This window comes from Vibrio coralliilyticus ATCC BAA-450 (genome assembly GCF_000176135.1).
Lineage (GTDB): Bacteria > Pseudomonadota > Gammaproteobacteria > Enterobacterales > Vibrionaceae > Vibrio > Vibrio coralliilyticus.
Genome location: NZ_ACZN01000011.1, coordinates 36930 through 60716 on the forward strand (window position 1 = coordinate 36930; position 23787 = coordinate 60716).

At 46.3% G+C, this 23787-nt stretch carries 19 protein-coding genes and 5 tRNA genes; 17 read left to right on the forward strand and 7 right to left on the reverse strand.

Annotated features, from left to right (window positions below; translation table 11 throughout):
* Window positions 1-2: 2 nt before the first annotated feature.
* The 5 genes from hemB (at window position 3) to VIC_RS27305 (ending at window position 5825) form a co-directional block, all read left to right on the forward strand.
* Window positions 3-1049, forward strand: a complete 1047-nt coding sequence (hemB, locus tag VIC_RS02450) for a porphobilinogen synthase (RefSeq protein ID WP_006957572.1) — start codon at window positions 3-5, stop codon at window positions 1047-1049.
* A gap of 166 nt (window positions 1050-1215) precedes the next feature.
* Window positions 1216-1662, forward strand: a complete 447-nt coding sequence (gene tnpA, locus VIC_RS02455; protein WP_039951144.1) for an IS200/IS605 family transposase — start codon at window positions 1216-1218, stop codon at window positions 1660-1662.
* A gap of 72 nt (window positions 1663-1734) precedes the next feature.
* Window positions 1735-2169, forward strand: a complete 435-nt coding sequence (locus VIC_RS02460) for a GNAT family N-acetyltransferase (RefSeq protein ID WP_006957574.1) — start codon at window positions 1735-1737, stop codon at window positions 2167-2169.
* A 619-nt stretch (window positions 2170-2788) separates the two neighbouring features.
* Window positions 2789-5584, forward strand: coding sequence for a DNA polymerase I (gene polA, locus VIC_RS02465; RefSeq protein WP_006957576.1), 2796 nt, complete (start codon window positions 2789-2791; stop codon window positions 5582-5584).
* A 193-nt stretch (window positions 5585-5777) separates the two neighbouring features.
* Window positions 5778-5825 (forward strand): small protein SpfP, encoded by a 48-nt coding sequence (locus tag VIC_RS27305; protein WP_438356636.1) that lies wholly within the window; start codon window positions 5778-5780, stop codon window positions 5823-5825.
* Between the two features lie 521 nt (window positions 5826-6346).
* On the opposite strand, the gene yihA is transcribed toward VIC_RS27305, so the two are convergent.
* On the reverse strand, window positions 6347-7009 hold the full coding sequence (gene yihA, locus VIC_RS02470) for a ribosome biogenesis GTP-binding protein YihA/YsxC (RefSeq protein ID WP_006957578.1): 663 nt from the start codon (window positions 7007-7009) through the stop codon (window positions 6347-6349).
* Between the two features lie 148 nt (window positions 7010-7157).
* On the opposite strand from yihA, the gene VIC_RS02475 reads away from it, so the two are divergent.
* The 5 genes from VIC_RS02475 to hemN all read left to right on the forward strand — a co-directional run bounded on the left by VIC_RS02475 (window position 7158) and on the right by hemN (window position 11829).
* Entirely contained in the window at window positions 7158-7775 is a 618-nt protein-coding gene (locus tag VIC_RS02475; protein WP_006957580.1) for a c-type cytochrome, read from the forward strand.
* Between the two features lie 787 nt (window positions 7776-8562).
* Entirely contained in the window at window positions 8563-9201 is a 639-nt protein-coding gene (locus VIC_RS02480) for a class I SAM-dependent methyltransferase (RefSeq protein ID WP_006957582.1), read from the forward strand.
* On the forward strand, window positions 9201-9758 hold the full coding sequence (yihI, locus tag VIC_RS02485; protein ID WP_006957584.1) for a Der GTPase-activating protein YihI: 558 nt from the start codon (window positions 9201-9203) through the stop codon (window positions 9756-9758). Before VIC_RS02480 ends, yihI begins: the two co-directional genes overlap by 1 nt.
* 8 nt (window positions 9759-9766) lie before the next feature.
* Window positions 9767-10255, forward strand: a complete 489-nt coding sequence (locus VIC_RS02490; RefSeq protein ID WP_006957586.1) for a DUF2489 domain-containing protein — start codon at window positions 9767-9769, stop codon at window positions 10253-10255.
* A 185-nt stretch (window positions 10256-10440) separates the two neighbouring features.
* A complete protein-coding gene (gene hemN, locus VIC_RS02495) occupies window positions 10441-11829 on the forward strand; it encodes an oxygen-independent coproporphyrinogen III oxidase (RefSeq protein WP_006957588.1) in 1389 nt (462 codons plus the stop codon).
* Window positions 11830-11895: 66 nt separating this feature from the next.
* Here the strand turns inward: hemN and ilvY are convergent, their stop codons facing one another.
* Window positions 11896-12786: an HTH-type transcriptional activator IlvY gene (gene ilvY, locus VIC_RS02500; protein WP_006957590.1), complete on the reverse strand. Its 891-nt coding sequence runs from the start codon at window positions 12784-12786 to the stop codon at window positions 11896-11898.
* A gap of 145 nt (window positions 12787-12931) precedes the next feature.
* Here ilvY and ilvC point away from each other — a divergent pair, with 145 nt between their 5' ends.
* Window positions 12932-14416 (forward strand): ketol-acid reductoisomerase, encoded by a 1485-nt coding sequence (gene ilvC / locus VIC_RS02505; protein WP_006957592.1) that lies wholly within the window; start codon window positions 12932-12934, stop codon window positions 14414-14416.
* Between the two features lie 329 nt (window positions 14417-14745).
* Here ilvC and ubiK read toward each other — a convergent pair whose 3' ends face one another.
* The 4 genes from ubiK to VIC_RS02525 form a co-directional block, all read right to left on the reverse strand.
* Complete coding sequence (gene ubiK / locus VIC_RS02510; protein WP_006957593.1) at window positions 14746-14997, reverse strand: ubiquinone biosynthesis accessory factor UbiK; 252 nt, start codon at window positions 14995-14997, stop codon at window positions 14746-14748.
* A 148-nt stretch (window positions 14998-15145) separates the two neighbouring features.
* Window positions 15146-18268 (reverse strand): multidrug efflux RND transporter permease subunit, encoded by a 3123-nt coding sequence (locus tag VIC_RS02515; protein WP_006957595.1) that lies wholly within the window; start codon window positions 18266-18268, stop codon window positions 15146-15148.
* A gap of 11 nt (window positions 18269-18279) precedes the next feature.
* Window positions 18280-19386, reverse strand: a complete 1107-nt coding sequence (locus VIC_RS02520; RefSeq protein ID WP_006957597.1) for an efflux RND transporter periplasmic adaptor subunit — start codon at window positions 19384-19386, stop codon at window positions 18280-18282.
* An 18-nt stretch (window positions 19387-19404) separates the two neighbouring features.
* Window positions 19405-19986, reverse strand: a complete 582-nt coding sequence (locus tag VIC_RS02525; RefSeq protein ID WP_029236302.1) for a TetR/AcrR family transcriptional regulator — start codon at window positions 19984-19986, stop codon at window positions 19405-19407.
* 200 nt (window positions 19987-20186) lie between these two features.
* Between VIC_RS02525 and rep the strand changes: the two genes are divergently transcribed.
* Complete coding sequence (rep, locus tag VIC_RS02530; RefSeq protein WP_006957602.1) at window positions 20187-22205, forward strand: DNA helicase Rep; 2019 nt, start codon at window positions 20187-20189, stop codon at window positions 22203-22205.
* Window positions 22206-22280: 75 nt separating this feature from the next.
* On the opposite strand, the gene VIC_RS02535 is transcribed toward rep, so the two are convergent.
* Window positions 22281-22694, reverse strand: a complete 414-nt coding sequence (locus tag VIC_RS02535; RefSeq protein ID WP_021457724.1) for a c-type cytochrome — start codon at window positions 22692-22694, stop codon at window positions 22281-22283.
* A 287-nt stretch (window positions 22695-22981) separates the two neighbouring features.
* Here VIC_RS02535 and VIC_RS02540 point away from each other — a divergent pair.
* The 5 genes from VIC_RS02540 to VIC_RS02560 all read left to right on the forward strand — a co-directional run bounded on the left by VIC_RS02540 (window position 22982) and on the right by VIC_RS02560 (window position 23558).
* A tRNA-Arg gene (locus tag VIC_RS02540) sits at window positions 22982-23058 on the forward strand.
* 42 nt (window positions 23059-23100) lie between these two features.
* Window positions 23101-23176, forward strand: a tRNA-His gene (locus VIC_RS02545).
* A gap of 55 nt (window positions 23177-23231) precedes the next feature.
* A tRNA-Pro gene (locus VIC_RS02550) sits at window positions 23232-23308 on the forward strand.
* A gap of 44 nt (window positions 23309-23352) precedes the next feature.
* A tRNA-His gene (locus VIC_RS02555) sits at window positions 23353-23428 on the forward strand.
* Window positions 23429-23481: 53 nt separating this feature from the next.
* Window positions 23482-23558, forward strand: a tRNA-Pro gene (locus VIC_RS02560).
* The last annotated feature ends 229 nt before the right edge of the window (window positions 23559-23787 follow it).

Here is a 23787-nt window from a genome sequence, read left to right on the forward strand (position 1 = left end):
GAGTGTCAGTTTCCATTCAAGGTCAGTTCCCTGGCCGTCGCATGCGTCGTATACGTAAACATGACTTTAGTCGTCGCCTAATGGCTGAAAATCAACTAACGGCAAGTGATCTGATTTACCCAATGTTTATTTTGATGGGAAAAGACCGCCGCGAAACCGTTGACTCTATGCCTGGGATTGAGCGCCTGTCTATCGACCTTATGTTGGAAGAAGCACAATACTTAGCCAGACTCGGTGTGCCGGCGATTGCATTGTTCCCTGTGGTGAATCAGGACGCAAAAAGCTTGTGTGCGGCTGAAGCGTACAACCCAGAGGGTTTGGTTCAGCGTGCGGTCCGTTCTTTGAAAGAGCATGTGCCAGAAATTGGCGTAATTACTGATGTGGCACTTGACCCATTCACAACGCACGGCCAAGACGGCATCATCGATGAAGAAGGTTACGTCCTGAATGACGCGACGACAGAAGTTTTGGTCAAACAGGCTTTGTCTCATGCAGAAGCGGGCGCTGATGTTGTTGCACCGTCAGACATGATGGATGGTCGTATTGGCGCGATTCGTGAAGCGCTGGAAGAAGCAGGCCACATCAATACTCAGATCATGGCTTACTCTGCTAAATACGCGTCTTATTACTATGGGCCTTTCCGTGATGCAGTCGGCTCAGCGGGTAACCTTAAAGGTGGTAACAAGAAAAACTACCAGATGGATCCGGCCAACAGTGATGAAGCAGTGCATGAGGTCGCAATGGATGTCAACGAAGGCGCGGACATGGTGATGGTCAAGCCGGGTATGCCATATCTTGACGTGGTGCGCCGTGTTAAATCGGAACTGCAAGTCCCGACGTTTGCTTATCAAGTCTCGGGTGAATACGCGATGCACAAGGCGGCATTCCAAAACGGTTGGCTTAAAGAGCGTGAGACTGTGATGGAATCACTGCTTTGCTTTAAGCGTGCAGGTGCAGACGGTATCCTGACTTACTTTGCTAAAGATGTCGCTGAGTGGTTGGCAGAAGAAAATGCTCAGCCTGCTCAGTTTCTAAAAGACGCTGAATAACTCAGTTTACAAATATTAAAAGGCTGGCTTTTGCCAGCCTTTGTTGTTTTCTGGCCCTAAACCACCTTCTTTAGAAGGTGGTGATCGTTCTTTTGGGCTTTGCCCGAAGAACGCTCATGTTCAAGATGTCCTCGTTTGCAACCAACAAATGAAGGAAATAACGAACATGAGCAGATATGAATCCGCTTCACACGTTTATCATCGGTGCCAATATCATATTGTTTGGACACCTAAATATCGACTAAAGATTCTGAAAGGAAATTTAGGCAAAGAGCTGTATCGAAGTATCTACGTTTACAGCAATATGAAGAAATGCAAGGTTGTCGAGCTTAACGTCCAAATTGATCATGTCCATTTAGTCGTGAGGCTTCCGCCGAGCATGAGTATCTCAAATTACATGGGGTTTGTTAAAGGTCGTACAGCGATTAGGTTGTTTAACAAATTTCCGTATTTGAGAAAGAAAAAGCTCTGGGGTAATAAGTTCTGGCAACGAGGTTACTTTGTTGATTCGGTAGGGATGAACGAGGAAATTATACGTAGATATGTCAGGCACCAAGATCGTGTGGGGAAAGAAGAAGAGGAGCGACAAATGCTTCTAGGGTTAGATAAATAGCAGTGAGCCCCCTTATAGGGGGCCAACCAAAGCCACCTGCTATGCAGGTGGATTTTTACTTAAGGAGAGCCGATGAGTATTGAGTATCGACTTGGAACACTAGAAGAGTGTGTTGAAATCGTCGCGACTATCAAAGAGTTCATACACAAAGAAAGCGTAGAAAGCTTGTCCGAACGATTAGACGGTAAGCGACACCTCATTCAGGTGGCTGAAGAAAATGGCCAGCTACTTGGGTTTAAAATTGGATATGAAATCGACGAAAACACATTTTATAGCTGGTTCGGTGGGGTATCACCACTAGCTAGAAATAAAGGGGTGGCACAGAAGTTACTCGATTATCAGGAGATCTGGGTCAAAAAACACGCTTATTCTCAACTTAAGGTGAAATCCCGTAATCAATTTCCTTCCATGTTAAGACTCTTGCTGAGGAATGGTTATCTAATTGAAAAGTTTGAAGTAAAAGATCCCCTAGTCGAATCAAGAATTCATTTCGTGAAGCAGTTGTAGCACTGTCATAAAAATTAAATGAGATTTTTTCTCATTTAGGGGTTGACGGGATAAATGAGAATAATTATTATTTATCTCGTCTTAGGGAATAAGAGAAGTTCACAAGGACGTCGAGTTACCAGATTCAACTTGGAGACGGTGATGACACTGAACTTAATTGAACTTGCACTAGTTCTTTTTGACACGACATTGCTCACATTGCTTCCAGTGTAATTTATAGCTTTATGGCAAAGCTAACGATTCAATTGAATACGCTTTGACCCCTTTTTGCTAGGCGACATCGATACGATGTCGCTTTTTTTATGCCTGAAATCTGTGGTTGGATAAAAGGACACCAGTAGTCTTTTCCACAGTTGAGGATCGTTTTAAGATCGATCTATTTACGATCGATCTAATTCATTTGTTATATTTTTCAGTATCTTAAATTGTTTGATTACAGTTTTGTGACGATGCAAAGCGTTAGTGGATAAATAATATAAACAGAGTTATCCACAGTTGAGGCTGTGGTGTGAAAGATTATTCGCCAAATGTGTGAGTAGTGCATGCAGAGTTAAAATGGATCCACTGTCAGAGTCATGGCATTCTAGGCAGATCTTTTTTCTTTGGATGCTTAAAGACTATGGCTCGTATTCCTGACAACCCGTTGATTTTGATTGACGGTTCTTCTTATCTTTACCGCGCATTTCATGCTTATCCGGGCACTATGAGCAACGGTGATATCCCGACGAACGCTGTTTATGGTGTTGTAAACATGCTACGCAGTATGATGCGTCAGTTTGCCTCTGAGCGTATCGCAGTGGTCTTTGATGCTAAGGGAAAAACCTTCCGTGATGAGATGTATCCGGAATACAAAGCCAACCGTCCTCCGATGCCTGATGATCTCCGTTGTCAGATTGAACCTCTGCACAATGTGATTCGCGCAATGGGTTTGCCTCTGATCTGTGTTCCGGGTGTGGAAGCGGATGATGTGATTGGTACGCTCGCGTATCAGGCTTCACAAGCGGGGATGCCAGTATTGATCAGTACCGGCGATAAAGATATGGCGCAGTTGGTGGATGACAACGTGACTCTGATCAACACCATGACCAATGTGGTGATGGATCGAGAAGGCGTGATTGAAAAATTTGGTATCCCACCAGAGCTGATTATCGATTATCTCGCTTTGATGGGCGACAAAGTCGATAACATCCCAGGTGTACCGGGTGTCGGTGATAAGACCGCAACTGCACTACTGCAGGGTATCGGCAGTTTGGAAAAGCTGTACGACAATCTTGATGATATTGCATCACTTGGGTTCCGTGGATCGAAGACCATGGCGAAAAAGCTGGTCGATAACAAAGAAGAAGCGTTTCTTTCTTACGAGCTTGCCACGATTAAGTTGGATGTTGAGCTGGAAGAAACGCCAGACTCACTGCTCAAGGCTGAACCGAATACCGATGAGCTGATCAAACTGTATGGCCAGCTAGTCTTCAAATCTTGGCTCAATGAATTACTGGAAGGTGGTACGGGTGTTGTCGTGGCAGATGAAAAGTCCGGCGCAGCGTCGGGGGCTGGAGCCTCTGCCACAGCCAGCGAGATCGATACCTCTGCAGTGACGATTGATCGCAGCCAGTACGAAACCATTCTTGACCAACAGGCATTCAATACTTGGTTAGATAAACTCAAAGCGGCGGATGTCTTCGCGTTTGATACCGAAACCGACAGCCTCGATTACATGGTGGCGAATCTGGTTGGTGTGTCGTTTGCGACAGAAGAAGGCGTCGCTGCATACGTGCCTGTGGCGCATGATTATCTTGATGCGCCAGAGCAGCTTGATCGCGATTGGGTACTAGAGCAATTGAAGCCGATTCTTGAAGATGATGCTCAGGCGAAAGTGGGGCAGAATCTAAAATACGATGCGTCGGTATTGGCTCGCTACGGCATTGAGATGAAAGGCATTAAGCATGACACCATGCTCGCGTCATACGTTTACAACAGCGTGGGTGGCAAGCATGATATGGACAGCCTGGCACTGCGATTCCTTCAGCACAGCTGCATTTCTTTTGAGCAGATTGCGGGTAAAGGCAAGAAGCAGCTGACGTTCAATCAGATTGAACTGGAACAAGCTTCACCATACGCCGCAGAAGATGCTGATGTGACCCTCCGTTTACACAATCGCTTGCTCGCCAACATTGAGCAGGATGAAAAGCTGAAGACCATCTATGAAGAGGTCGAAGTGCCGCTGGTTCCCGTTTTATCACGTATTGAACGCACAGGCGTGTTGATTGATGACATGAAGCTGGCCGCTCAGTCGCAGGAAATTGCGTTGCGCCTTGATGAGTTGGAGCAGCAAGCGTTTGAAATCGCGGAGCAAGAGTTCAACATGAATTCGCCAAAGCAGCTGCAAGCGATTCTGTTTGAGAAAATGGGTCTGCCGGTTGTGAAGAAAACGCCATCGGGTACGCCTTCAACTAATGAAGAGGTTCTGCAGGAGTTGGCGCTGGATTACCCGTTGCCAAAATTGATCCTCGAATATCGTGGCTTAGCGAAGCTCAAATCAACTTATACTGATAAGCTGCCGAAAATGATTAATCCTGAAACAGGCCGTGTCCATACGTCTTATCATCAGGCTGTAACCGCGACTGGCCGTCTATCTTCGACCGATCCTAACCTGCAGAATATCCCAATCCGTAATGATGAAGGTAGACGTATTCGCCAGGCGTTTATTGCACCACATGGTTACAAGATCATGGCGGTCGATTACTCCCAGATTGAATTGCGTATTATGGCGCACCTTTCAGGAGACAAAGCGCTACTAGATGCCTTCCAGCAAGGAAAAGACATTCATGCAGCGACAGCGGCTGAAATCATTGGTGTGGACATCGAGCAGGTGTCAGCTGAACAGCGTCGTCGTGCGAAAGCGGTCAACTTTGGCCTTATTTATGGTATGAGTGCTTTTGGTCTGGCAAAACAGTTGGGTATTCCACGTGGCGAAGCACAGCAATACATGGATACCTACTTTGAGCGCTACCCAGGTGTGATGCAATACATGGAAGACACACGTAGTGCCGCAGCTGAACAAGGTTATGTCGAAACCATCTTTGGCCGTCGTCTGCATCTGCCAGAAATAAAATCACGCAACGGCATGCGTCGTAAAGCGGCAGAACGTGCTGCGATCAACGCTCCAATGCAGGGCACAGCAGCGGACATCATCAAGAAAGCCATGCTATTGGTGGATGAATGGATTGAGAGCCAAGGCCAGGGTCGAGTGAAATTGCTGATGCAGGTGCACGATGAACTGGTCTTCGAAGTTCAGGAGTCAGCATTAGCCGAAATTGAAAGTAAAGTACAAGAATTGATGGAATCCGCCGCTCAGCTGGATGTACCTTTGATTGCGGAAGCGGGTCATGGTGACAACTGGGATCAGGCGCACTAGACAAAAAATAGCCAAAATTGATTGAATAATATGAGCCAGCGCCCAATCGCTGGCTTTTTTTTGTTCCTAAAAAAGCAACCATTCAAAAGTGAGTATTGTAGTTTAATAAAATTTTAATGAAAAAAAATTACAAAAAGAGTTTTCATTTCTGACCAATTGTTGTACATTAAACGGCGTAGGGTACAGAGGTAAGATGTTCTATCTTTCAGACCTTTTGTTTCACGTTATTGGATTAGGCTGATTCAGCCGCCCCAGTCAGTATTTGACTGGGGCGTTTTTTATTGTGCTAAAGAAAATTTCAATACATTTCAAATCTTTATTGCCATTCTCATAGATAATACAGCTTTAACGGCTTCTCACTACCACATCACTTGTTCCTAATATTCACTATTCACAGCATTTGGTAACTCAGACCAATTTTGTAAGAAAACTTCAGTCACACTTTTATTTTTTTAAACAGAAAACCAAACCCGAACTCGCGCGCCTTGTTGGGTGTTAATAATGAATTTTTTCATATTTTTTAGCGTTTTATCGGTAGAAGGGGTTGTTGGAGAGGGAAGTGGAAGAGGAAAAATCAGACGTTGCATTGTTTGCGGCTTTGAACAATCCTATTCGCATAATAATAACTACCTCCTATTTCTCTCCCGTTGCCCCACCAGGATGGTGGGGATTTTTATTTCTAAGCCTTTTCTTTTTCAATGTTACTCTTCAGACACAAAAAAGCCCCACATGAGTGAGGCTGATTTCGATTTTGTTCTGTGCTTATTCTTGATCGTCGCTTTGCTGATCTTCGATAATCTCGTCAGTCAGCTGCGCTGCGATAGCAGGGGCAAACCACTCATCAAGTTTATTACGCAGTACGTCAACGCCAATGCCTTTCAGAGAAGAAAACGCGGCAACACTCACGTCACCACCGAACCCAGCAGAATCCTTCTTGATCTTAAGCACCTGAGCTTTGCGCGCGCCACTTTTCAGTTTATCTGCTTTGGTCAGTAGGACCTGTACAGGGATGCCGCTGTCAACTGCCCAGAAGATTAGCTGCTGATCGAGGTCCTTCATTGGGTGGCGAATGTCCATCAATACGACTAAACCTTTGAGACTTTGACGCTTTTGTAGGTATTCACCGAGTGATTTTTGCCACTTCTTTTTCATTTCCAGCGGTACTTGAGCAAAGCCATATCCCGGCAAATCGACGATGTGGCAGCCATCGGTCACTTTAAACAGGTTGATTAACTGAGTTCGACCTGGTGTTTTACTGGTTTTTGCTAAACTTCTCTGATTCGTCAGTCGGTTAAGAGAACTCGATTTGCCCGCGTTGGAGCGTCCTGCGAACGCAACTTCGATACCTTCATCTTCAGGCATGTGACGAATATCAGGTGCACTGGTGATGAAATGGGTGTTTTGATAATGAATTTTTACGCTCACTGTTAACTCCATCTCGACTTTGTGTAGTCGATTGATTACTTTTTTGTGAAATTGTGTAAAATAACCGTGCTCGGCATAAGGTCGCCTATTGTACCATGAGTGGCAACTCTGAGTGGTACTGGAAGCTTGATAATTATAATGGAATGTCATGAAGAAATTAGCGCTAATCTTGAGTCTTTTAGCCAGCTGCTCTGTATGGGCCCAAGGCAGTATTGAAGCTGGTAAAGCAAAATCCCAAACTTGTGTTGCCTGCCACGGTGCTGATGGCAACAGTCAACTCGCAATGTACCCTAAGCTAGCAGGTCAGCATGCTAAATATATTGAGAAGCAGCTGAAAGACCTCAAGCTGGGTATGACCAGTGGTGGTAAGCAGGGTCGTGTTGATCCAGTAATGGGCGGTATGGCAATGCCACTGTCTGAGCAGGATATGAAAGATCTTGCAGCTTACTATGCATCACTACCAATTTCGCACAACACTACGCCTGAAAATGTAGTGGAACAAGGCAAAACTCTTTATACGGCGGGTGATGCTTCACGTGGTCTGACAGCATGTATTGCTTGTCATGGTCCTCGTGGTAACGGCACTGAGCTTTCAGGTTTCCCTAAAATTTCTGGTCAGCACGCTGACTACATTAAAGCTCAGCTAGTTAAATTCCGCGATGGCTCTCGTGCTAACGACATGAACGGCATGATGCAAGATATCGCAAAGAAACTGACAGACGAAGACATCGATACTTTGTCTAAATATGTTGGCGGCCTACACTAAGCCCTATTAAATACTGCCCGAGCAATGTTGTATTGAATGAGCCCAGACGAAAGTCTGGGCTTTTTCGTATGACACAGGTCACATCACCTTTTTGCTTGTGTGGCTCCATCTTTCCCGAGCTTTTGTAAGAGATCGGCTATCTTCGCTTGTGCTCATTTCTTTGTGTTTTTTGTAACTATTTGAAAAGTAATAAAAGAAGTTTGGTGGGTAAAAAAAAGCCGATTTTTTTCTTCAGGTGGATTGTTCAAAATTGGTCAATCGTTAAAGTGTACTCATCGGCAGGGCGCTGATACGGAATTTAGACCATGATGGTCTCCAAGGATGCAGGCGATGGATGCTTGGAGGTCTCAAAGGAATTTAGGTAAGCAGGAAGCTTACTGGATAGGGATGGTCGACTCGTCTAATGGTTTAGACAGCGAAAAGGATCAGGCTAAGGACTAGCCCAGATACTGGATGTAAACGGAAAGCCAAAATTCACCAGGACGGTGAAAAACAACACCTTTTGCAGGGAAAGCGCCAAAAACAAATGGAAATTTGATGCACGATAATCCGTGCAACACAGTTTCGCCGAAAGGCATTTTTAGAAAGCGATAGAATTATCTATCGCTTTTTTTATATCTGAAATCCACCGACCTCCATCTTCTGCCAGCACGGTTCCTTTATTCCATCGATAAGATTATTGGTCGGAGAGGGAATATTTCACTGAATCGATGATTATTTGCACAATAGTGCTCCACTCTCTTGCCACTTTCTGGTATGTTTCGCATCCCTGTTTGAGGATGTCATCATGCACCACTGTCCACTTTGCCATAACCCGGAATCACTGCATTACTTCGAAGATAAGCGTCGCGAGTATCTTCAATGTGCGCAATGTGAGCTGGTGTTTGTTAATCCAGAGCAAAGATTGGATGCAAAGGCTGAAAAAGCCCACTACGATCTGCATGAGAACGATCCAAATGATGCTGGCTATCGTACCTTTTTATCGCGGGTTGCAGACCCCATATTGGAACGTATTGAGCCAGGCTCAACAGGAATAGATTTTGGTTGTGGCCCCGGGCCAACACTCTCTTTGATGTTGCAGGAGCAGGGACACAACATGTCGTTGTACGACCTCTATTATCACCCTAATACTGAGGTGCTAGATTGTACGTATGACTTTATGACTGCCACTGAGGTGATCGAGCACTTGTATCATCCGGATCAGATATGGCAGCAATGGTTGAATTTAGTTAAGCCAGGTGGCTGGATTGGTCTGATGACCAAGATGGTCATTGATGTCGAAGCGTTTGCCAAATGGCACTATAAAAATGACCCAACGCATGTGGTCTTTTTTAGCCGCAATACGTTTAGGTACTTGGCAGAGCGGGATCAGCTCAAGCTTGAATTTATTGGTAATGATGTAATTTTACTGAGGAAAGCCCAGTAATGAGCCGTAGTAAGAAAGTAAGATCGGGCGGTAATGGCGACGTTATCGTCGTTCGTAATCGCACAGAATCAGACGTTGAAGGGCGTCTGCGCAAGAAAGAGAAAAAACGCAAAGGTCTAAAGACGGGCGGTCGTAACTCTGAAGCGAAGCAAAATAAACAGCAGACAGCGGGACAAAAGCGCGACCCACGTTTAGGAAGCAAGAAGAAAATTCCTCTTGTGGTTGAAGCGGTGAAGAAGCCAACCAAAGCAGAACGTCGAGTCAACGCAGAACAAGAGCTAGAGATGCTGGAAAATGATGCTCAGCTGAATGTCTTGCTTGATCGCCTTGATAATGGTGAAAGCCTAGGCGCAGGTCTACAGAAATACGTCGATGAGAAATTAGCGCGTATTGAAATTCTGATGAAGCAACTTGGCCTCTATGAAGAGGAAGAAGAGCCAGAAGTCGTTGAAGAGCCAAGCGCTCCTGTGGCGAAAAAGGTGAGTAAGAAAGCCTCATCAGAAGATGAACTGCTGTCGCAGTTTGAAGATCTGGATTTGGACCAGTTTAAAGGGTAAAGCGATTCATGAACGTAACCTTGTTAGCCATTGCTGGTGGAGTCATTGTTCTCGGCTTAGCGTCCTATGCAGGTTACCTTCTGCTCCAGTTGAAGAAGCAAAAGGAATTGCAGGAACAGCATAAGAAGCTTGCCATCGAAAAGCGTAACGCCAACATCTTTGAAAACGTCCATATATTGTGTATGGCCGGTATTCAGGGCCAGTGTGATTTATCGGAAATCAGTATTCGTGTCTACAACATCATGGACTACGTTCAGGGTGAAGACCGTGTTGATTTTGATAAGGAATTCCCGGCGACCGCCGAGCTTTTCCACATTGTAAAAGATATGCCTCGCGGTGAAGATCGCCAACAAATGGCGAAGAAAGAGCGCATGAAGCAAAATCTGGAACGCCACAAAGCCGAGTCGCGCCTTCAGGATGCGATTGTCGAAGAGCTCAAACTGCTGCAGAAAAAAGTTCAACCTTTAAACAACCAGATCAACATTCAGATGATCTAGATTGATACTTTAGTCACTCGATCACTTACACTTATGGGGAGTGATCGAGTTATCAATTCTGACTATTGTTACTCAAAAAGCGCTATGCCACCCGGCGACCAGCCTCAGCGTGTGGCAAAATAGCCCGCAAAAATATAACGGTTAATCACACCGGATACGCAATATAGCACTAACGGAAGAACACCATGTCTCAGCAAGTCGTCGCAAGCCAACAAATAGTATGGGATCAAGCCATTCTCGATAAGTACAACTATTCTGGTCCGCGTTATACGTCTTACCCTACCGCGTTGGAATTTCACGAAGCGTTTACCATTGCCGACTACGACATGGCTTGTACGGAATACCCGGAGCGTCCGCTGTCGCTCTACATCCATATTCCGTTCTGCCACAAGCTTTGCTACTACTGTGGCTGTAATAAGGTCATCACCCGTCACGCACATAAAGCCGATGAGTATCTCGATGTTCTGGAGCAGGAAATCCTGACGCGAGCGTCTTTACTGCAAGGGCGCAAGGTGACTCAGTTGCATTTTGGTGGTGGTACACCCACATTTCTGACCAAAGCCCAAATCAGCCGTTTGATGAACATTCTGCGTGCTGAATTTAGCTTTGAAGCTGAATCGGAAATCAGTATTGAAGTCGATCCGCGTGAGATTGAGCTAGATATGCTTGATCACTTGCGAGAAGAGGGTTTTAACCGTTTAAGTATTGGCGTTCAGGACTTCAATAAAGAAGTGCAGAAGCTAGTCAATCGTGAACAGGACGAAGAGTTCATTTTTGCTATGGTTGAACGTGCGAAAAAGCTTGGTTTCCGTTCGACCAATCTTGACCTGATTTACGGGCTACCGAAACAAACTCAAGCACGTTTCGCTGAAACGCTGGCTCAGGTGCTTGAGATGCAACCGGGTCGACTATCTATCTTTAACTATGCTCACATGCCGCAACTGTTTGCTGCACAGCGTAAGATTAAAGACGAAGACCTGCCGCAAGCCGAAGAAAAAATGGCGATCCTTCAGGATACGATCGCGACGCTGACCAATGCTGGTTATCAGTTTATCGGTATGGACCACTTTGCTCAGCCGGATGATGAATTGGCCGTGGCTCAGCGCAATGGCATCCTGCACCGCAATTTCCAAGGCTATACCACACAAGGTGAATGTGACTTGGTTGGCTTTGGTGTTTCCGCTATCTCTATGATTGGCGATGCGTACGCACAGAATCAGAAAGAACTGAAAAAGTACTATGCTCAGGTTAATGAGCAGCGCCATGCATTGTGGAAAGGGGTCGCCTTAGATGGTGATGACCTTCTGCGCCGTGAAGTCATCAAGCAGCTAATCTGTAACTTCAAACTTGATAAAGTATCAGTCGAGACGGAGTTTGATGTCGAGTTTAATCACTACTTCAAAGAAGATCTCGAGCTGCTGCAAACCTTTATTGATGATGAGCTAGTGGAAGTCGACAACAAAGAGATCCGAGTGACATTGCGCGGTCGTCTACTGATTCGCAATATCTGTATGTGTTTTGATAAGTACCTCCGAGCGAAGGCGCGTCAGCAGCAATTCTCGCGAGTGATTTAATCGCAGCCGGCCATGAACAATAAAGCCACCGAGAACGGTGGCTTTATTGTTTCTGCGGGTAACCAGTTAGGGCGCGATGTAAGCGTCCTGTGCGACTTCCCATAAAGCTTTAACCAGCGGATTATCCAGTTGCGAACGCTTGCAGCATACTCCGAGCTTAAAGGGTTTAATCGACGCTACTTTGAGCCGTTGAATCTTCTCTTTGACAGGGCTGTTGTTGATCACCACATCTGGTGCAATCCCAACACCACAACCAAGTGCAACCATACTGACAATAGCCTCATGCCCTGAAACTTGCGCATAGATGTTTGGTTTGATTCTCATCGCCTTAAACCAAGTATTGGCGCGGTCTCGCGCGGTACCTGATTCGGGCACGATGAAAGGAATGGAAGACCAGTCAGGTTTGTCCTTTTGCAGTGCTTCTGCAAAGTTGCTCACGCCGACAGGGGCGATTACTGAAAGAGGAATTTCACTAATGGTTTCAAATTTGAGCTTGGCGGGTAGTGCTTCTGGTTGAGCAGAGATTGCGACATCCACTTCATCATTAAGGACTTTGTTTATTGCTTGAGCCGGATCGCCAGTAGACAGCTTAAACTCGATAAACGGATGCTGAAGGCGAAACTCTGACAACAGCTCAGGCAGGTGGCTGTAGCTGGCAGTCACCGAGCAAAACAGGCGAATCTCACCTTTTAACTCTTCTTCGTGCCCTTGAAGCTGCGCATTGAAGTTCTGCCATTCTCCAAGAATCTTTAAAGCCACTGGCAAAAGTTTTTTTGCCGCTGGGGTCAGCTCAACGCTGCGGTTATCCCGTACGAACAACTCTTGCCCGGTTTCTGCTTCCAACTTTTGTACCTGACGGCTGAGTGCAGAAGGGCTGATGTGCATGGCAGAAGCTGTTTTTGCGAAGCTTTTGCTATCACACAGGTGAATGAACAATTGCAGACTTTTAATGTTCATGAAATAAGTGCTTCCTTGTTGCATTTTTTGCAATAACTAATTGTGAATATATCACTTTAAGCAACCCGATGTCTGATTTAGTATCGAGGCATTCGGTAATGAAACACCGACCCAAACGGATAAATTCTCAAAGGAGAGCCCTAACATGGCTAACTATTTCAATACATTAAACCTACGTGAGCAGCTAGATCAGCTTGGCCGTTGTCGCTTTATGGACCGCAGTGAATTCGCTACAGAAGCGGATTACCTAAAAGGTAAGAAAGTGGTTATCGTTGGTTGTGGTGCACAAGGTCTTAACCAAGGTCTGAACATGCGTGATTCAGGTCTTGATGTGGCGTACGCACTGCGTCAGGCAGCGATTGATGAGCAGCGTCAGTCGTTCAAAAACGCAAAAGAAAATGGTTTTGAAGTAGGTAGCTACGAGACGCTTATTCCTCAAGCAGACCTAGTGGTTAACCTAACGCCAGACAAGCAGCACACGAACGTGGTTGAGACGGTAATGCCTCTAATGAAAGAAGGCGCAGCACTAGGTTACTCACACGGCTTCAACATTGTTGAAGAAGGTATGCAGATTCGTAAAGACCTAACAGTCGTGATGGTTGCACCTAAGTGTCCAGGTACAGAAGTACGTGAAGAGTACAAGCGTGGCTTCGGTGTTCCTACACTAATCGCGGTTCACCCAGAGAACGATCCAAAAGGTGAAGGTTGGGATATCGCGAAAGCTTGGGCTGCTGGTACTGGTGGTCACCGCGCGGGTTGTCTAGAGTCTTCATTCGTTGCTGAAGTGAAATCTGACCTAGTGGGTGAGCAAACTATCCTATGTGGCATGCTACAAGCAGGTTCAATCGTTTCTTACGAGAAGATGGTTGCCGAAGGTATTGACCCAAGCTACGCAGGTAAACTGATTCAGTACGGTTGGGAAACCATCACGGAAGCACTGAAGTTTGGTGGCATCACACACATGATGGATCGCCTATCAAACCCGGCGAAAATCAAAGCGTTCGAGCTTTCTGAAGAGCTGAAAGAGCTGATGCGTCCACTGTACAACAAGCACATGGATGACGTAATCACAGGCCACTTCTCTAGCACCATGATGGCTGACTGGGCAAACGACGATGCGAACCTACTAGGCTGGCGTGCAGAGACAGGTGAAACAGCATTTGAAAACTACCCAGCAGGTGATGTTGAGATCTCAGAGCAAGAGTACTTCGACAACGGTATCCTAATGGTTGCAATGGTTCGCGCAGGTGTTGAGCTAGCATTTGAAGCAATGACGGCATCAGGCATCATTGATGAGTCTGCGTACTACGAGTCACTACACGAGCTACCACTAATCGCAAACACAGTAGCACGTAAGCGTCTGTACGAAATGAACGTTGTTATCTCTGATACAGCTGAATACGGTAACTACCTATTCGCTAACGTAGCAACTCCGCTACTGCGTGAGAAGTTCATGCCTTCAATTGGTACTGACGTTATCGGTAAAGGCCTAGGTGAAGAATCTAACCAAGTTGACAACGCGACGCTAATCGCTGTGAACGAAACTATCCGTAACCACCCAGTAGAGTACATTGGTGAAGAGCTACGTGGCTACATGACAGATATGAAGCGTATCGCAGTAGGCGGCTAATTACTTGTCTTAAGGTTCCATTTTGGTGTCGAAGGTGCTCATTTTGCTATCGTAAATTTTGCGCCTTCTCCTAAAAATGAAGCCCTAATTTCACGTAATTCACTAATCTATATAATAGATTAGTAAAAACTCCAGACAGACTGGAGTAATAAATACAAAAGAAAGCACAACATCTAAATGAAAAGGCTTGGTCGCCGTTGACCAAGCCTTTTTTGTGTTTGGGAATAGCCGAAGGTATAGCTTAGCGTCTGCTGTGGTTATTGAGCCAGCAAAAGAAAAGGGCTGACGCAGTGCGCCAACCCTTGAATCTTATCGCTTGTATAAAGCGTTTATTTGTCTGCCAGCTTCTCTTCCAGCTCAGCCAGCTTCTGCTCCATTTCGGTCAGCTTTTGGCGAGTACGTAGCAGTACTTGAGTCTGCACATCAAACTCTTCACGGCTAACGACATCCAGCTTATTCAGCTGGCCTTGGATGACTTGGCGAACTTTCTGATCAACGTCTGCGCCAAGCTCTTTAACTGGTGCTGGCATTGAATCATGTATCTGTTTAGCAATTTGCTCTAGTTTCTTTGGGTCAAACATGTGACGAAAACTCCTGTCTCTATTGTTTGTATTCTATGTAATTGGTACCGGAAAGTCGCTACTTCGATAGTAAAAATTCGAAGTGGCTAGTGGCAGATCGTAACCAATAAAAAAGGCCACCGAAGTGGCCTTTTGGCAAACGTTGAGTTTAGCTGTTGTCAGATAACTGACGTTGCGCCGCTTTTGCTTCGTCAACACGGGCCAGCTTTTCCAAGTCTTTGTCTTCAACAAACACTGGTAGTGGCTTGTGTTTCTCAGCTAGGTAGCTGTAGATAACCGGCAGTACGAACAGGGTAAACAGAGTACCAATCGCCAGACCAGCAACGATAACGATACCGATACTGAAACGCTGAGCGGCACCTGCGCCCGTTGCGTACATCAGTGGGATCAGACCTGCAATCATCGCCGCAGTCGTCATTAGGATAGGACGTAGACGAACTTTCGCCGCTTCCATGACCGCTTCTGTCTTACCAAGTTTGTTATGTAACTGCTCTTCTTTGGCAACTTCACAGATCAAGATACCGTGCTTGGTAATCAGACCAACCAAGGTGATCAGACCGACCTGCGAGTAGATGTTCATTGAGGCTGCGCCCCATGCCAAAGCTATCAAAGCACCACAGATCGCCAGCGGTACGGAAACCATGATAACAATTGGATCTTTGAGAGATTCAAACTGAATCGCCAGAACCAAGAAGATGATCGCCAGTGCCAGACCAAATGTGGCGTACAGTGCGCTACCTTCTGTCACATACTGACGAGCTTCACCCATGTAATCATGGTTGTAACCGTTTGGCAGTTTCTCAGTCGCAATACTTTCGAGCCAGTTTACAGCATCACCCATGGCTGTGCCTGGTGCATTTACAGCACCAATGGTGGCTGAATTCAGCTGGTTGAAGTGCGGCAGTGAGCGTGGCTCAGCGACAACATCAATAGTGATCAGGCTACCTAGTGGAACCGCGCGGTTGTCTGCAGCACGCACGTAGTAGTTGTTCATCGATTCAGGGTTAAGACGCCATTTACGCTCGACCTGAGGGATCACTTCGTACGAACGACCATTGAGGTCAATTCGGTTCACGTAGCCATCAGACATCATAGTGCTCAGCGTGGTACCAATGTCCTGCATTGTTACGCCATACGCGCCCGCTTTGTCCTTATCGATATTGATCTTCATTGTCGCTGAGTCGTAGTTCAGGTCCAGCTCAGAATAAACAAACATCGGGTTAGACTTCACTTCGCCAAGAATATCGGTCGCGATAGTGAACAAGCTTTCGAACGCGTTTGGTGTGGTAATCACGAATTGAACCGGAAGGCCTGAACCTGCACCTGGTAGTTCTGGCATCTGGAATGCCGTTACCGCCATGCCTGGTACGTGACCGACTAAACCTGTCACGCGGTTAGCAACTTCAGACTGGCTCGCTTCACGCTCACTCCAAGGCACCATAGATGCGATACCAAATGCCTGGTTCGAGTTAGGTACACCAGTAAACACCTGTGCGTACGCTACTTCTGGCTGGTCAGACAGAATTCGGTTCACGTCGTTCATGGTGTTTTGCATGAAGTCGAGGTTGGCATTCGATGGAGCCGTACCCATCAGCATGACCACGCCTTTATCTTCTGACGGCGCCAGTTCACTTGGGATGAACTTGAACAGCATCGGCAAGCTGGCAAACACTATGATAGCGAAACCAATCACCACAGGGCGGTGTTTCATGACCGCACCCAGCATTCGCTCGTAACGGTTGGTCATGCCATCCAATACACTATGTACCTTCTGTTCGAACTTACTTGGCGTTTCATTTGCCTTAAGCATTTTCGAACACATCATAGGCGACAGTGTCAGAGCGACGATACCGGATACGAATACCGAACCTGCGAGGGTGAGGGCAAACTCTTTAAATAACGAGCCCGTGATACCACCCATCAAGGCAATCGGCGCGTATACCGCACCCAGTGTCAGGGTCATAGCGATAACCGGAACCGCGATTTCACGTGTACCGATAATTGCAGCACGGAAAGGTGATTCTCCCAGTTTGATGTGTCGGTCGACGTTCTCAAGAACAACGATCGCATCATCCACCACCAGACCGATGGCCAATACCATCGCCAGTAGCGTCATCAGGTTCCATGAGAAGCCCATTGCCTGCATCACCATTGCCACACCAATCAGAGATAGCGGAATGGTAACGATAGGAATCATAACCGCACGGAAAGAACCGAGGAACAGCGTAATTACGATCAGTACAATCAATGCCGCTTCAGCGATGGTCTTAATAACCTCGTTGATCGACTCATTGATGGCGATGGTCGAGTCATACATCACGTTCATGTCGATGTTACTTGGCAGGTTACGCTCTAGCTGAGGTAACAGGTCAAGGACATCGGCTGCGATGTTGATTGGGTTCGCACTTGGCGCCGCGTTGATCGCAACTACAACCGCTTCTTTACCATTGGCACTTGCACGGTAAACATCGTGGCTCTTCTCAAGCGTCACTTTCGCGATATCGCTCAGACGAGTGACATCACCTTCATCAGAGCTTACAACAAGGTTCTTCAGCTCTTCGACGTTAGATACCTGAGTATCAGCGCTACCGTTATACAGAACGAATTCGCCCACAGCCTGACCAGCCGCTGACTGGTAGTTGTTGGCATTTAGCACGTTCATGACATCAGTAGCGGTTTTGCCCAGTGCTGCCATTTTGGCAGGGTCTAGCCAAATACGCAGTGCGTATTTCATACCACCGTAGAGGTCAACCTTAGAGACACCATTAACAGTGAACAGCTGCGGGTTGATTACACGCTCTAGGTAGTCTGTGATCTGGCTTGATGAAAGTTCATCACTGGTAAAGCCGATGTAGAGAACCGCGGTTGTAGAACCCGTTGACATGGTCACGGTTGGGTCTTCGGCTTCTTTTGGAAGCTGAGATCGAACTGAGTTGGTCTTAGCCAGAATATCAGACAGGGCTGCATTCGGGTCAGTGTTCAACTTCATGTTAACGGTAATGGTCGATGTACCGAGTACCGACGATGATGTCATGTAATCGATATTGTCGGCCTGAGCCACAGCCTGTTCCAGAGGTTGGGTAATAAAGCCCTGGATAAGGTCGGCACTGGCGCCGTAGTAACTGGTGGTTACCGTTACTACCGTGTTTGTCATTTCAGGGTATTCTCGAACCTGCATCTTGAACACCGCTTGCAAACCAAGCAGGGCGATCAAAAAGCTGATCGATACCGCTAAAACTGGACGTTTAATAAAAACATCAGTAAAGCGCATGAGGCCTCCAATTACAGCATTGGTGTTTCAGCTGGTGGAGTAGTTGCATCGCTTTCTACTACACGAACTTTCGCGTCATTGCTCAGACGAACTTGACCAGATGTCACTACAACATCACCAGGTTTAACGCCATCTAGGATGTGAGCAATGTCTTTCACGCGTTCACCAACTTTAACCACGTGCTGCTTAACACGCTTTTCACCATTCTCTTCAGAGATGATGTAAACATTGTCACCGTAGAGCGTGAAGGTTATAGCGGTTTGTGGCAGAGTCACCTGATTGTCTAGCGTTGGCAGAATGATATTGGCACGAGCAAACATACCGCTACGTAGCTTGCCATCGCTGTTTGGAATATCAGCTTGAACCTGAATCAGACCACTTTGGATGTTAACTGCTGGTTCAATCGCGGTGATTGAGCCTTCAAATGGTGTTTCAGGGTAAGCGTCAACGAAGATATCAACTTGCTGACCTAGCTTGATGCGTGAGATGTCAGTCTGAGGCACAGTGAAGCGCAAGCGCATAACACTAGTATCTTCTAGGCGAACAATGTCCGTACCTGCTTGCAAGTATTGACCTAGGTAAACATTACGAATACCAACTACGCCTGCGAAAGGAGCTTTGATTTCACGGCGGTCGATGGTCGCTTTTAAGCTTTCGATATCCGCTTTAAGCGAGAAGTAGCTTGCTTCGGCGTCATCAAACGCTTCTTTCGATACAGACCCTTTTTTGTACAGGCCTTGGTAACGCTTATATTTAGCCTGAGCTGCCGGCAGCTTCGCCTGAGAGCTCTTCAGGTCTGCTTTTTCCACTTCAGAGTCAAGTAGAACAAGAGGCTGACCTTCTTCAACGGCAGTACCTGAGTCGAAAGTAATTTTATCAATCACACCCGCTGTTTCATTGGCAACTGTGACACCTTGGTTCGGTTCGATGAAACCGATCGCTTCGATCACAGGTACCCAATCAACAGGCTTCACTTCCGTTACGGTCACCGGAAACTCAGGCTCTGGGCGATTAGCCAAATATTCGGCTATCTTCTGTTGCTTGAATAGATTGAAGCCTATCACGCTACCAAATAGCAGTATTGCGATAAGCAACATAAAGAAAGTCCACTTTTTCATTCTGATCAGAACTCCAAGTTAGTGTTGAATTATTGCATCCCAGCTAGCTTCGATTGCGGCTTCTAAGGCTGCTTCATCCAGCTGGTAGTATCCCAAAGCATGTTTTCGGGCCAGTGCAACACTGGCTTCAAAGCTCAGCCCTGAAAGAATCTCATTGTCGAGAGGTTTAAAAATCCCTTGCTCTTTTCCTTGATTAAACAACCGATCCACTTGGGCAAACATTTGTCGCTCAAGTTCCCGAGTTTTTCGCTTATTTGCACAGGGAAGAGATTCATATTGAACGCGATTACTCAGGGTTTCCATATTGGAACCTGCAAGGTTCCAGATGTTTAACCACATAGTGCGATAGCGTGTTTTCAAGGGCATATCGTCATTGACGCCAGCTTGGACTGCAGTTGCAATCCGTTCGGCGACATTTAAACGCACTTCATCCAGGAGATGCTCTTTATCTGAGAAATAACGATAGATAGTACCTGCAGCCACCCCAGCTTCTTTAGCTAGCTTTTGCATCGACAGGCCTTGAAAACCCGACTCTGCAATCAGCTTTTCGGCAGCTGTGAGGATCTGCTCGTGTTTATCTATTGCCGTGTTACTAGACATAGTCTCACTATCAATGAATGAACGTTCATTCATTATAGCCCAATAACTGCACACTAGTGCAATAAAACATTTCGTTAATTATGTAAATTTACAGTCAATGAGATCATTTTAGCTGGAATTGGTGCACTACGATTAAACATAGCAATCGAACTATTGCACCATTATTATAGGCGCCAAAGATTTTGACCTCAGAGACTCCTATGAAGCTGAACCCCAATCAAGATGAAGCCGTAAAGTACGTATCGGGACCATGTCTGGTCTTGGCGGGGGCGGGATCGGGTAAAACACGTGTTATTACCAATAAGATTGCGTATTTGGTTCAGCAGTGCGGTTACAAAGCTCGCAATATTGCTGCGGTAACATTCACCAACAAAGCAGCACGTGAAATGAAAGAGCGTGTCGGCCAGACGTTAGGTAAGAACGAATCGAAAGGCTTGATGGTATCGACGTTCCACACCTTAGGTCTCAACATTATTAAACGTGAATACAAGGCGTTGGGGTTAAAGTCAGGTTTTTCTCTGTTTGACGACCAAGACCAGCTTGCACTATTGAAAGAGCTGACTGAGAAACAGCTCGATGGCGATAAGGATTTACTACGCCAGCTACTCAGTACCATTTCCAACTGGAAAAATGACATGCTGACTCCGGAGCAGGCGAAAGCATATGCTCAAGGGGAACAGCAGCAACTGTTTGCCTTCTGTTTCGATATGTATCAGAAACAGATGAAAGCCTACAATGCGCTCGACTTTGATGACTTGATCGCTTTACCGGTTCTGCTGCTGCGTACCAATGAAGAAGTCCGGCAGCGTTGGCAGAATCGTATTCGCTATTTATTGGTCGATGAGTATCAGGATACCAACACCAGTCAGTACGAGTTGGTCAAACTGATTGTTGGCGAGCGGGGTCGCCTGACGGTGGTAGGAGATGATGACCAGTCAATCTATTCTTGGCGTGGTGCGAAGCCGCAGAACTTAGTGTTATTAGGAGAAGATTATCCAAGCCTTCGTTTGATCAAGCTGGAACAGAACTATCGTTCTACTAGCCGAATTCTGCGCGCTGCCAATATTTTAATTGCCAACAACCCGCACGTGTATGAGAAGTCGCTGTTTTCTGAAATCCCCGATGGCGAAAAGCTCAAAGTGTTGCTGGCGAAAGATGAAGAACATGAAGCGGAGCGAGTGACGGGTGAGCTGATCGCCCATAAGTTCCTCAATCGTACTGATTACCGTGATTACGCTATCTTATATCGTGGTAACCATCAGTCTCGTCTGATTGAAAAATCGCTGATGCAAAACCGAGTGCCTTACAAGCTCTCTGGCGGTACCTCATTTTTTGCTCGTGCTGAAATCAAAGACATCATGGCGTATTTACGTGTGTTGGTGAACCCGGATGATGACAATGCATTTTTGCGTATTGTGAACACGCCACGGCGTGAGATTGGCCCAGTAACCTTGGAAAAACTGGGCAGTTACGCCAATATGCGCGGCAAGAGCCTGTTTGAGTGCAGTTTTGAGATCGGACTGGAGCAGCACTTGTCTGGCCGTGGGTTAGAAAATTTGCGCCGCTTTAGTCAGTGGTTAGTCAAGATTGCCGATCAGGCTGAGCGAGGAGACACTGTAGAAGCGGTGCGTTCATTGGTGCGGGACATCAACTACGAAGACTGGCTATATGAAACCTCTGCGAGCCCAAAAGCAGCAGAAATGCGGATGAAAAACGTCTCGGACCTGTATTCTTGGATTGTGGCTGACCTAGAAGGGGACAATTATGATCAGGAAGAAAAGACCATTAAAGAGGTAGTTCAACGTCTGACACTGCGAGACATGATGGAGCGGGGTGAAGAAGATGATGACAGTGATGCGGTGCAACTGATGACCTTACATGCGTCAAAAGGTTTGGAGTTTCCTTATGTCTACTTGATTGGTTCGGAAGAGGGCATTTTACCTCACCAGACCAGCATTGATGAAGATAATGTCGAGGAAGAACGCCGTCTGATGTACGTAGGGATCACACGAGCCCAGCGCGAGTTAACCTTTACCATGTGTAAAGAGCGCCGCCAGTTTGGTGAGTTGATAAAGCCGACCCAGAGTCGCTTCCTTGATGAGCTTCCATTTGATGATGTGGAGTGGGAAGTGAATAAAAAGCCCCAGACGCAAGAAGAGCGCATGGCCAAAGGGCAGGCTCACATCGCTAATATTCGTGCGATGTTCAATAAGAAGTAGTTGCCACTTATAAGGCGCACAGACAAAAAAGAAGGGCTTGGTAAAAACCAAGCCCTTCTTCTATATAAGGTGGGATTACAGACCAGCAATCATGTGCTCAATCGCAGCAACGATTTCGTCATCTGAACAATCCATACAAGACCCTTTCGCTGGCATCGCGTTGAAGCCGTTAATTGCGTGGTCTTTCAGCACGTCTTTACCTTGTGCGATACGAGGACCCCAGTCACCAGCATCACCAGTTTTTGGGGCGCCGCTTACACCTGATGCGTGACAAGCGATACAGAATGTACCGTATACTGTCGCACCATCACGTGGGCCAGTTGGCTCTGCTTTTACTGGCTCTGCGCCTGCTAGATAAACACCACCAACAGGTTTAATGCGTTCTGCAATCGCATCGTATTCTTCTTGGCTTACATTAGCTGCAAAAGAGGCGCTAGAAAAAGTGATCGCAGCGACCAAAGCGGTTAAGATTTTTCGAGACATATCCATTAAACTCACTTTACATTCCTGAAGGTAAGTTCGTGCTTACCTATTATTAGAGTGTGGTTTGATCCACAGCGTTTTGCTGTTAAATCAATGTAAATATTGGGTGATTATATCCTGATAACTTGTTGCAATAAACAACAAGTTACCCGCTTCCATGGGGTTATCTAATGGGAAATAGGGGTTTATCACACTTTAATTGCCGAAAAAGGCACCAAACGATAAAAAAAGTTTAAAAAGTACTAGACGGCCTAGTGTGATATACGTATTATTCCACTCCGCCGATAGGGCATGCGCCCGTAGCTCAGCTGGATAGAGCGTTGGCCTCCGGAGCCAAAGGTCGAAGGTTCGAATCCTTTCGGGCGCGCCATCCGGACGCTTACTAAGGTAAGTTAAATTGGCAAATATAATGGTGGCTATAGCTCAGTTGGTAGAGCCCTGGATTGTGATTCCAGTTGTCGCGGGTTCAAGTCCCGTTAGCCACCCCATTATTCTGGTGGCATAGTCTCCTTTCTTGATTCATTATCGAGATAAAACTTAAGTCGGTGAATAGCGCAGCTTGGTAGCGCATCTGGTTTGGGACCAGAGGGTCGGGGGTTCGAATCCCTCTTCACCGACCACTCTTTCGTTTATGGCTTTAGAGCGATAGACACAAAAATTGATGGTGGCTATAGCTCAGTTGGTAGAGCCCTGGATTGTGATTCCAGTTGTCGCGGGTTCAAGTCCCGTTAGCCACCCCATTTATTCTGGTAGCTTTGCTTCCAATCTTGATACATTCAAGATGAAACACAGTCGGTGAATAGCGCAGCTTGGTAGCGCATCTGGTTTGGGACCAGAGGGTCGGGGGTTCGAATCCCTCTTCACCGACCACTATTAGATAGAACCCCAGTCGAAAGACTGGGGTTTTTTCGTTTCTGTTCTATCCATATTTTCACGTCTAATCTCTTTGATTGAGAAGTCCTCTCGCCTCTCCAATTCTGTAATTCCTCAAAACATCGACAACCACTAATGCTTTCTTATTTATTGAAGGGCAAATATGGAGATTGCGTTCTTAGATTAAAAGCGGGGCTCTCGCTTCTGAGAGCATCATCATTCCATA

Coding starts and splice junctions, on each gene's coding strand:
- tnpA (WP_039951144.1), top strand. CDS start 1,216: ATGAGCAGATATGAATCCGCTTCACACGTTTATCATCGGTGCCAATAT.
- VIC_RS02460 (WP_006957574.1), top strand. CDS start 1,735: ATGAGTATTGAGTATCGACTTGGAACACTAGAAGAGTGTGTTGAAATC.
- polA (WP_006957576.1), top strand. CDS start 2,789: ATGGCTCGTATTCCTGACAACCCGTTGATTTTGATTGACGGTTCTTCT.
- VIC_RS02475 (WP_006957580.1), top strand. CDS start 7,158: ATGAAGAAATTAGCGCTAATCTTGAGTCTTTTAGCCAGCTGCTCTGTA.
- VIC_RS02480 (WP_006957582.1), top strand. CDS start 8,563: ATGCACCACTGTCCACTTTGCCATAACCCGGAATCACTGCATTACTTC.
- yihI (WP_006957584.1), top strand. CDS start 9,201: ATGAGCCGTAGTAAGAAAGTAAGATCGGGCGGTAATGGCGACGTTATC.
- VIC_RS02490 (WP_006957586.1), top strand. CDS start 9,767: ATGAACGTAACCTTGTTAGCCATTGCTGGTGGAGTCATTGTTCTCGGC.
- hemN (WP_006957588.1), top strand. CDS start 10,441: ATGTCTCAGCAAGTCGTCGCAAGCCAACAAATAGTATGGGATCAAGCC.
- ilvY (WP_006957590.1), bottom strand. CDS start 12,786: ATGAACATTAAAAGTCTGCAATTGTTCATTCACCTGTGTGATAGCAAA.
- ilvC (WP_006957592.1), top strand. CDS start 12,932: ATGGCTAACTATTTCAATACATTAAACCTACGTGAGCAGCTAGATCAG.
- ubiK (WP_006957593.1), bottom strand. CDS start 14,997: ATGTTTGACCCAAAGAAACTAGAGCAAATTGCTAAACAGATACATGAT.
- VIC_RS02515 (WP_006957595.1), bottom strand. CDS start 18,268: ATGCGCTTTACTGATGTTTTTATTAAACGTCCAGTTTTAGCGGTATCG.
- VIC_RS02520 (WP_006957597.1), bottom strand. CDS start 19,386: ATGAAAAAGTGGACTTTCTTTATGTTGCTTATCGCAATACTGCTATTT.
- VIC_RS02525 (WP_029236302.1), bottom strand. CDS start 19,986: ATGTCTAGTAACACGGCAATAGATAAACACGAGCAGATCCTCACAGCT.
- rep (WP_006957602.1), top strand. CDS start 20,187: ATGAAGCTGAACCCCAATCAAGATGAAGCCGTAAAGTACGTATCGGGA.
- VIC_RS02535 (WP_021457724.1), bottom strand. CDS start 22,694: ATGGATATGTCTCGAAAAATCTTAACCGCTTTGGTCGCTGCGATCACT.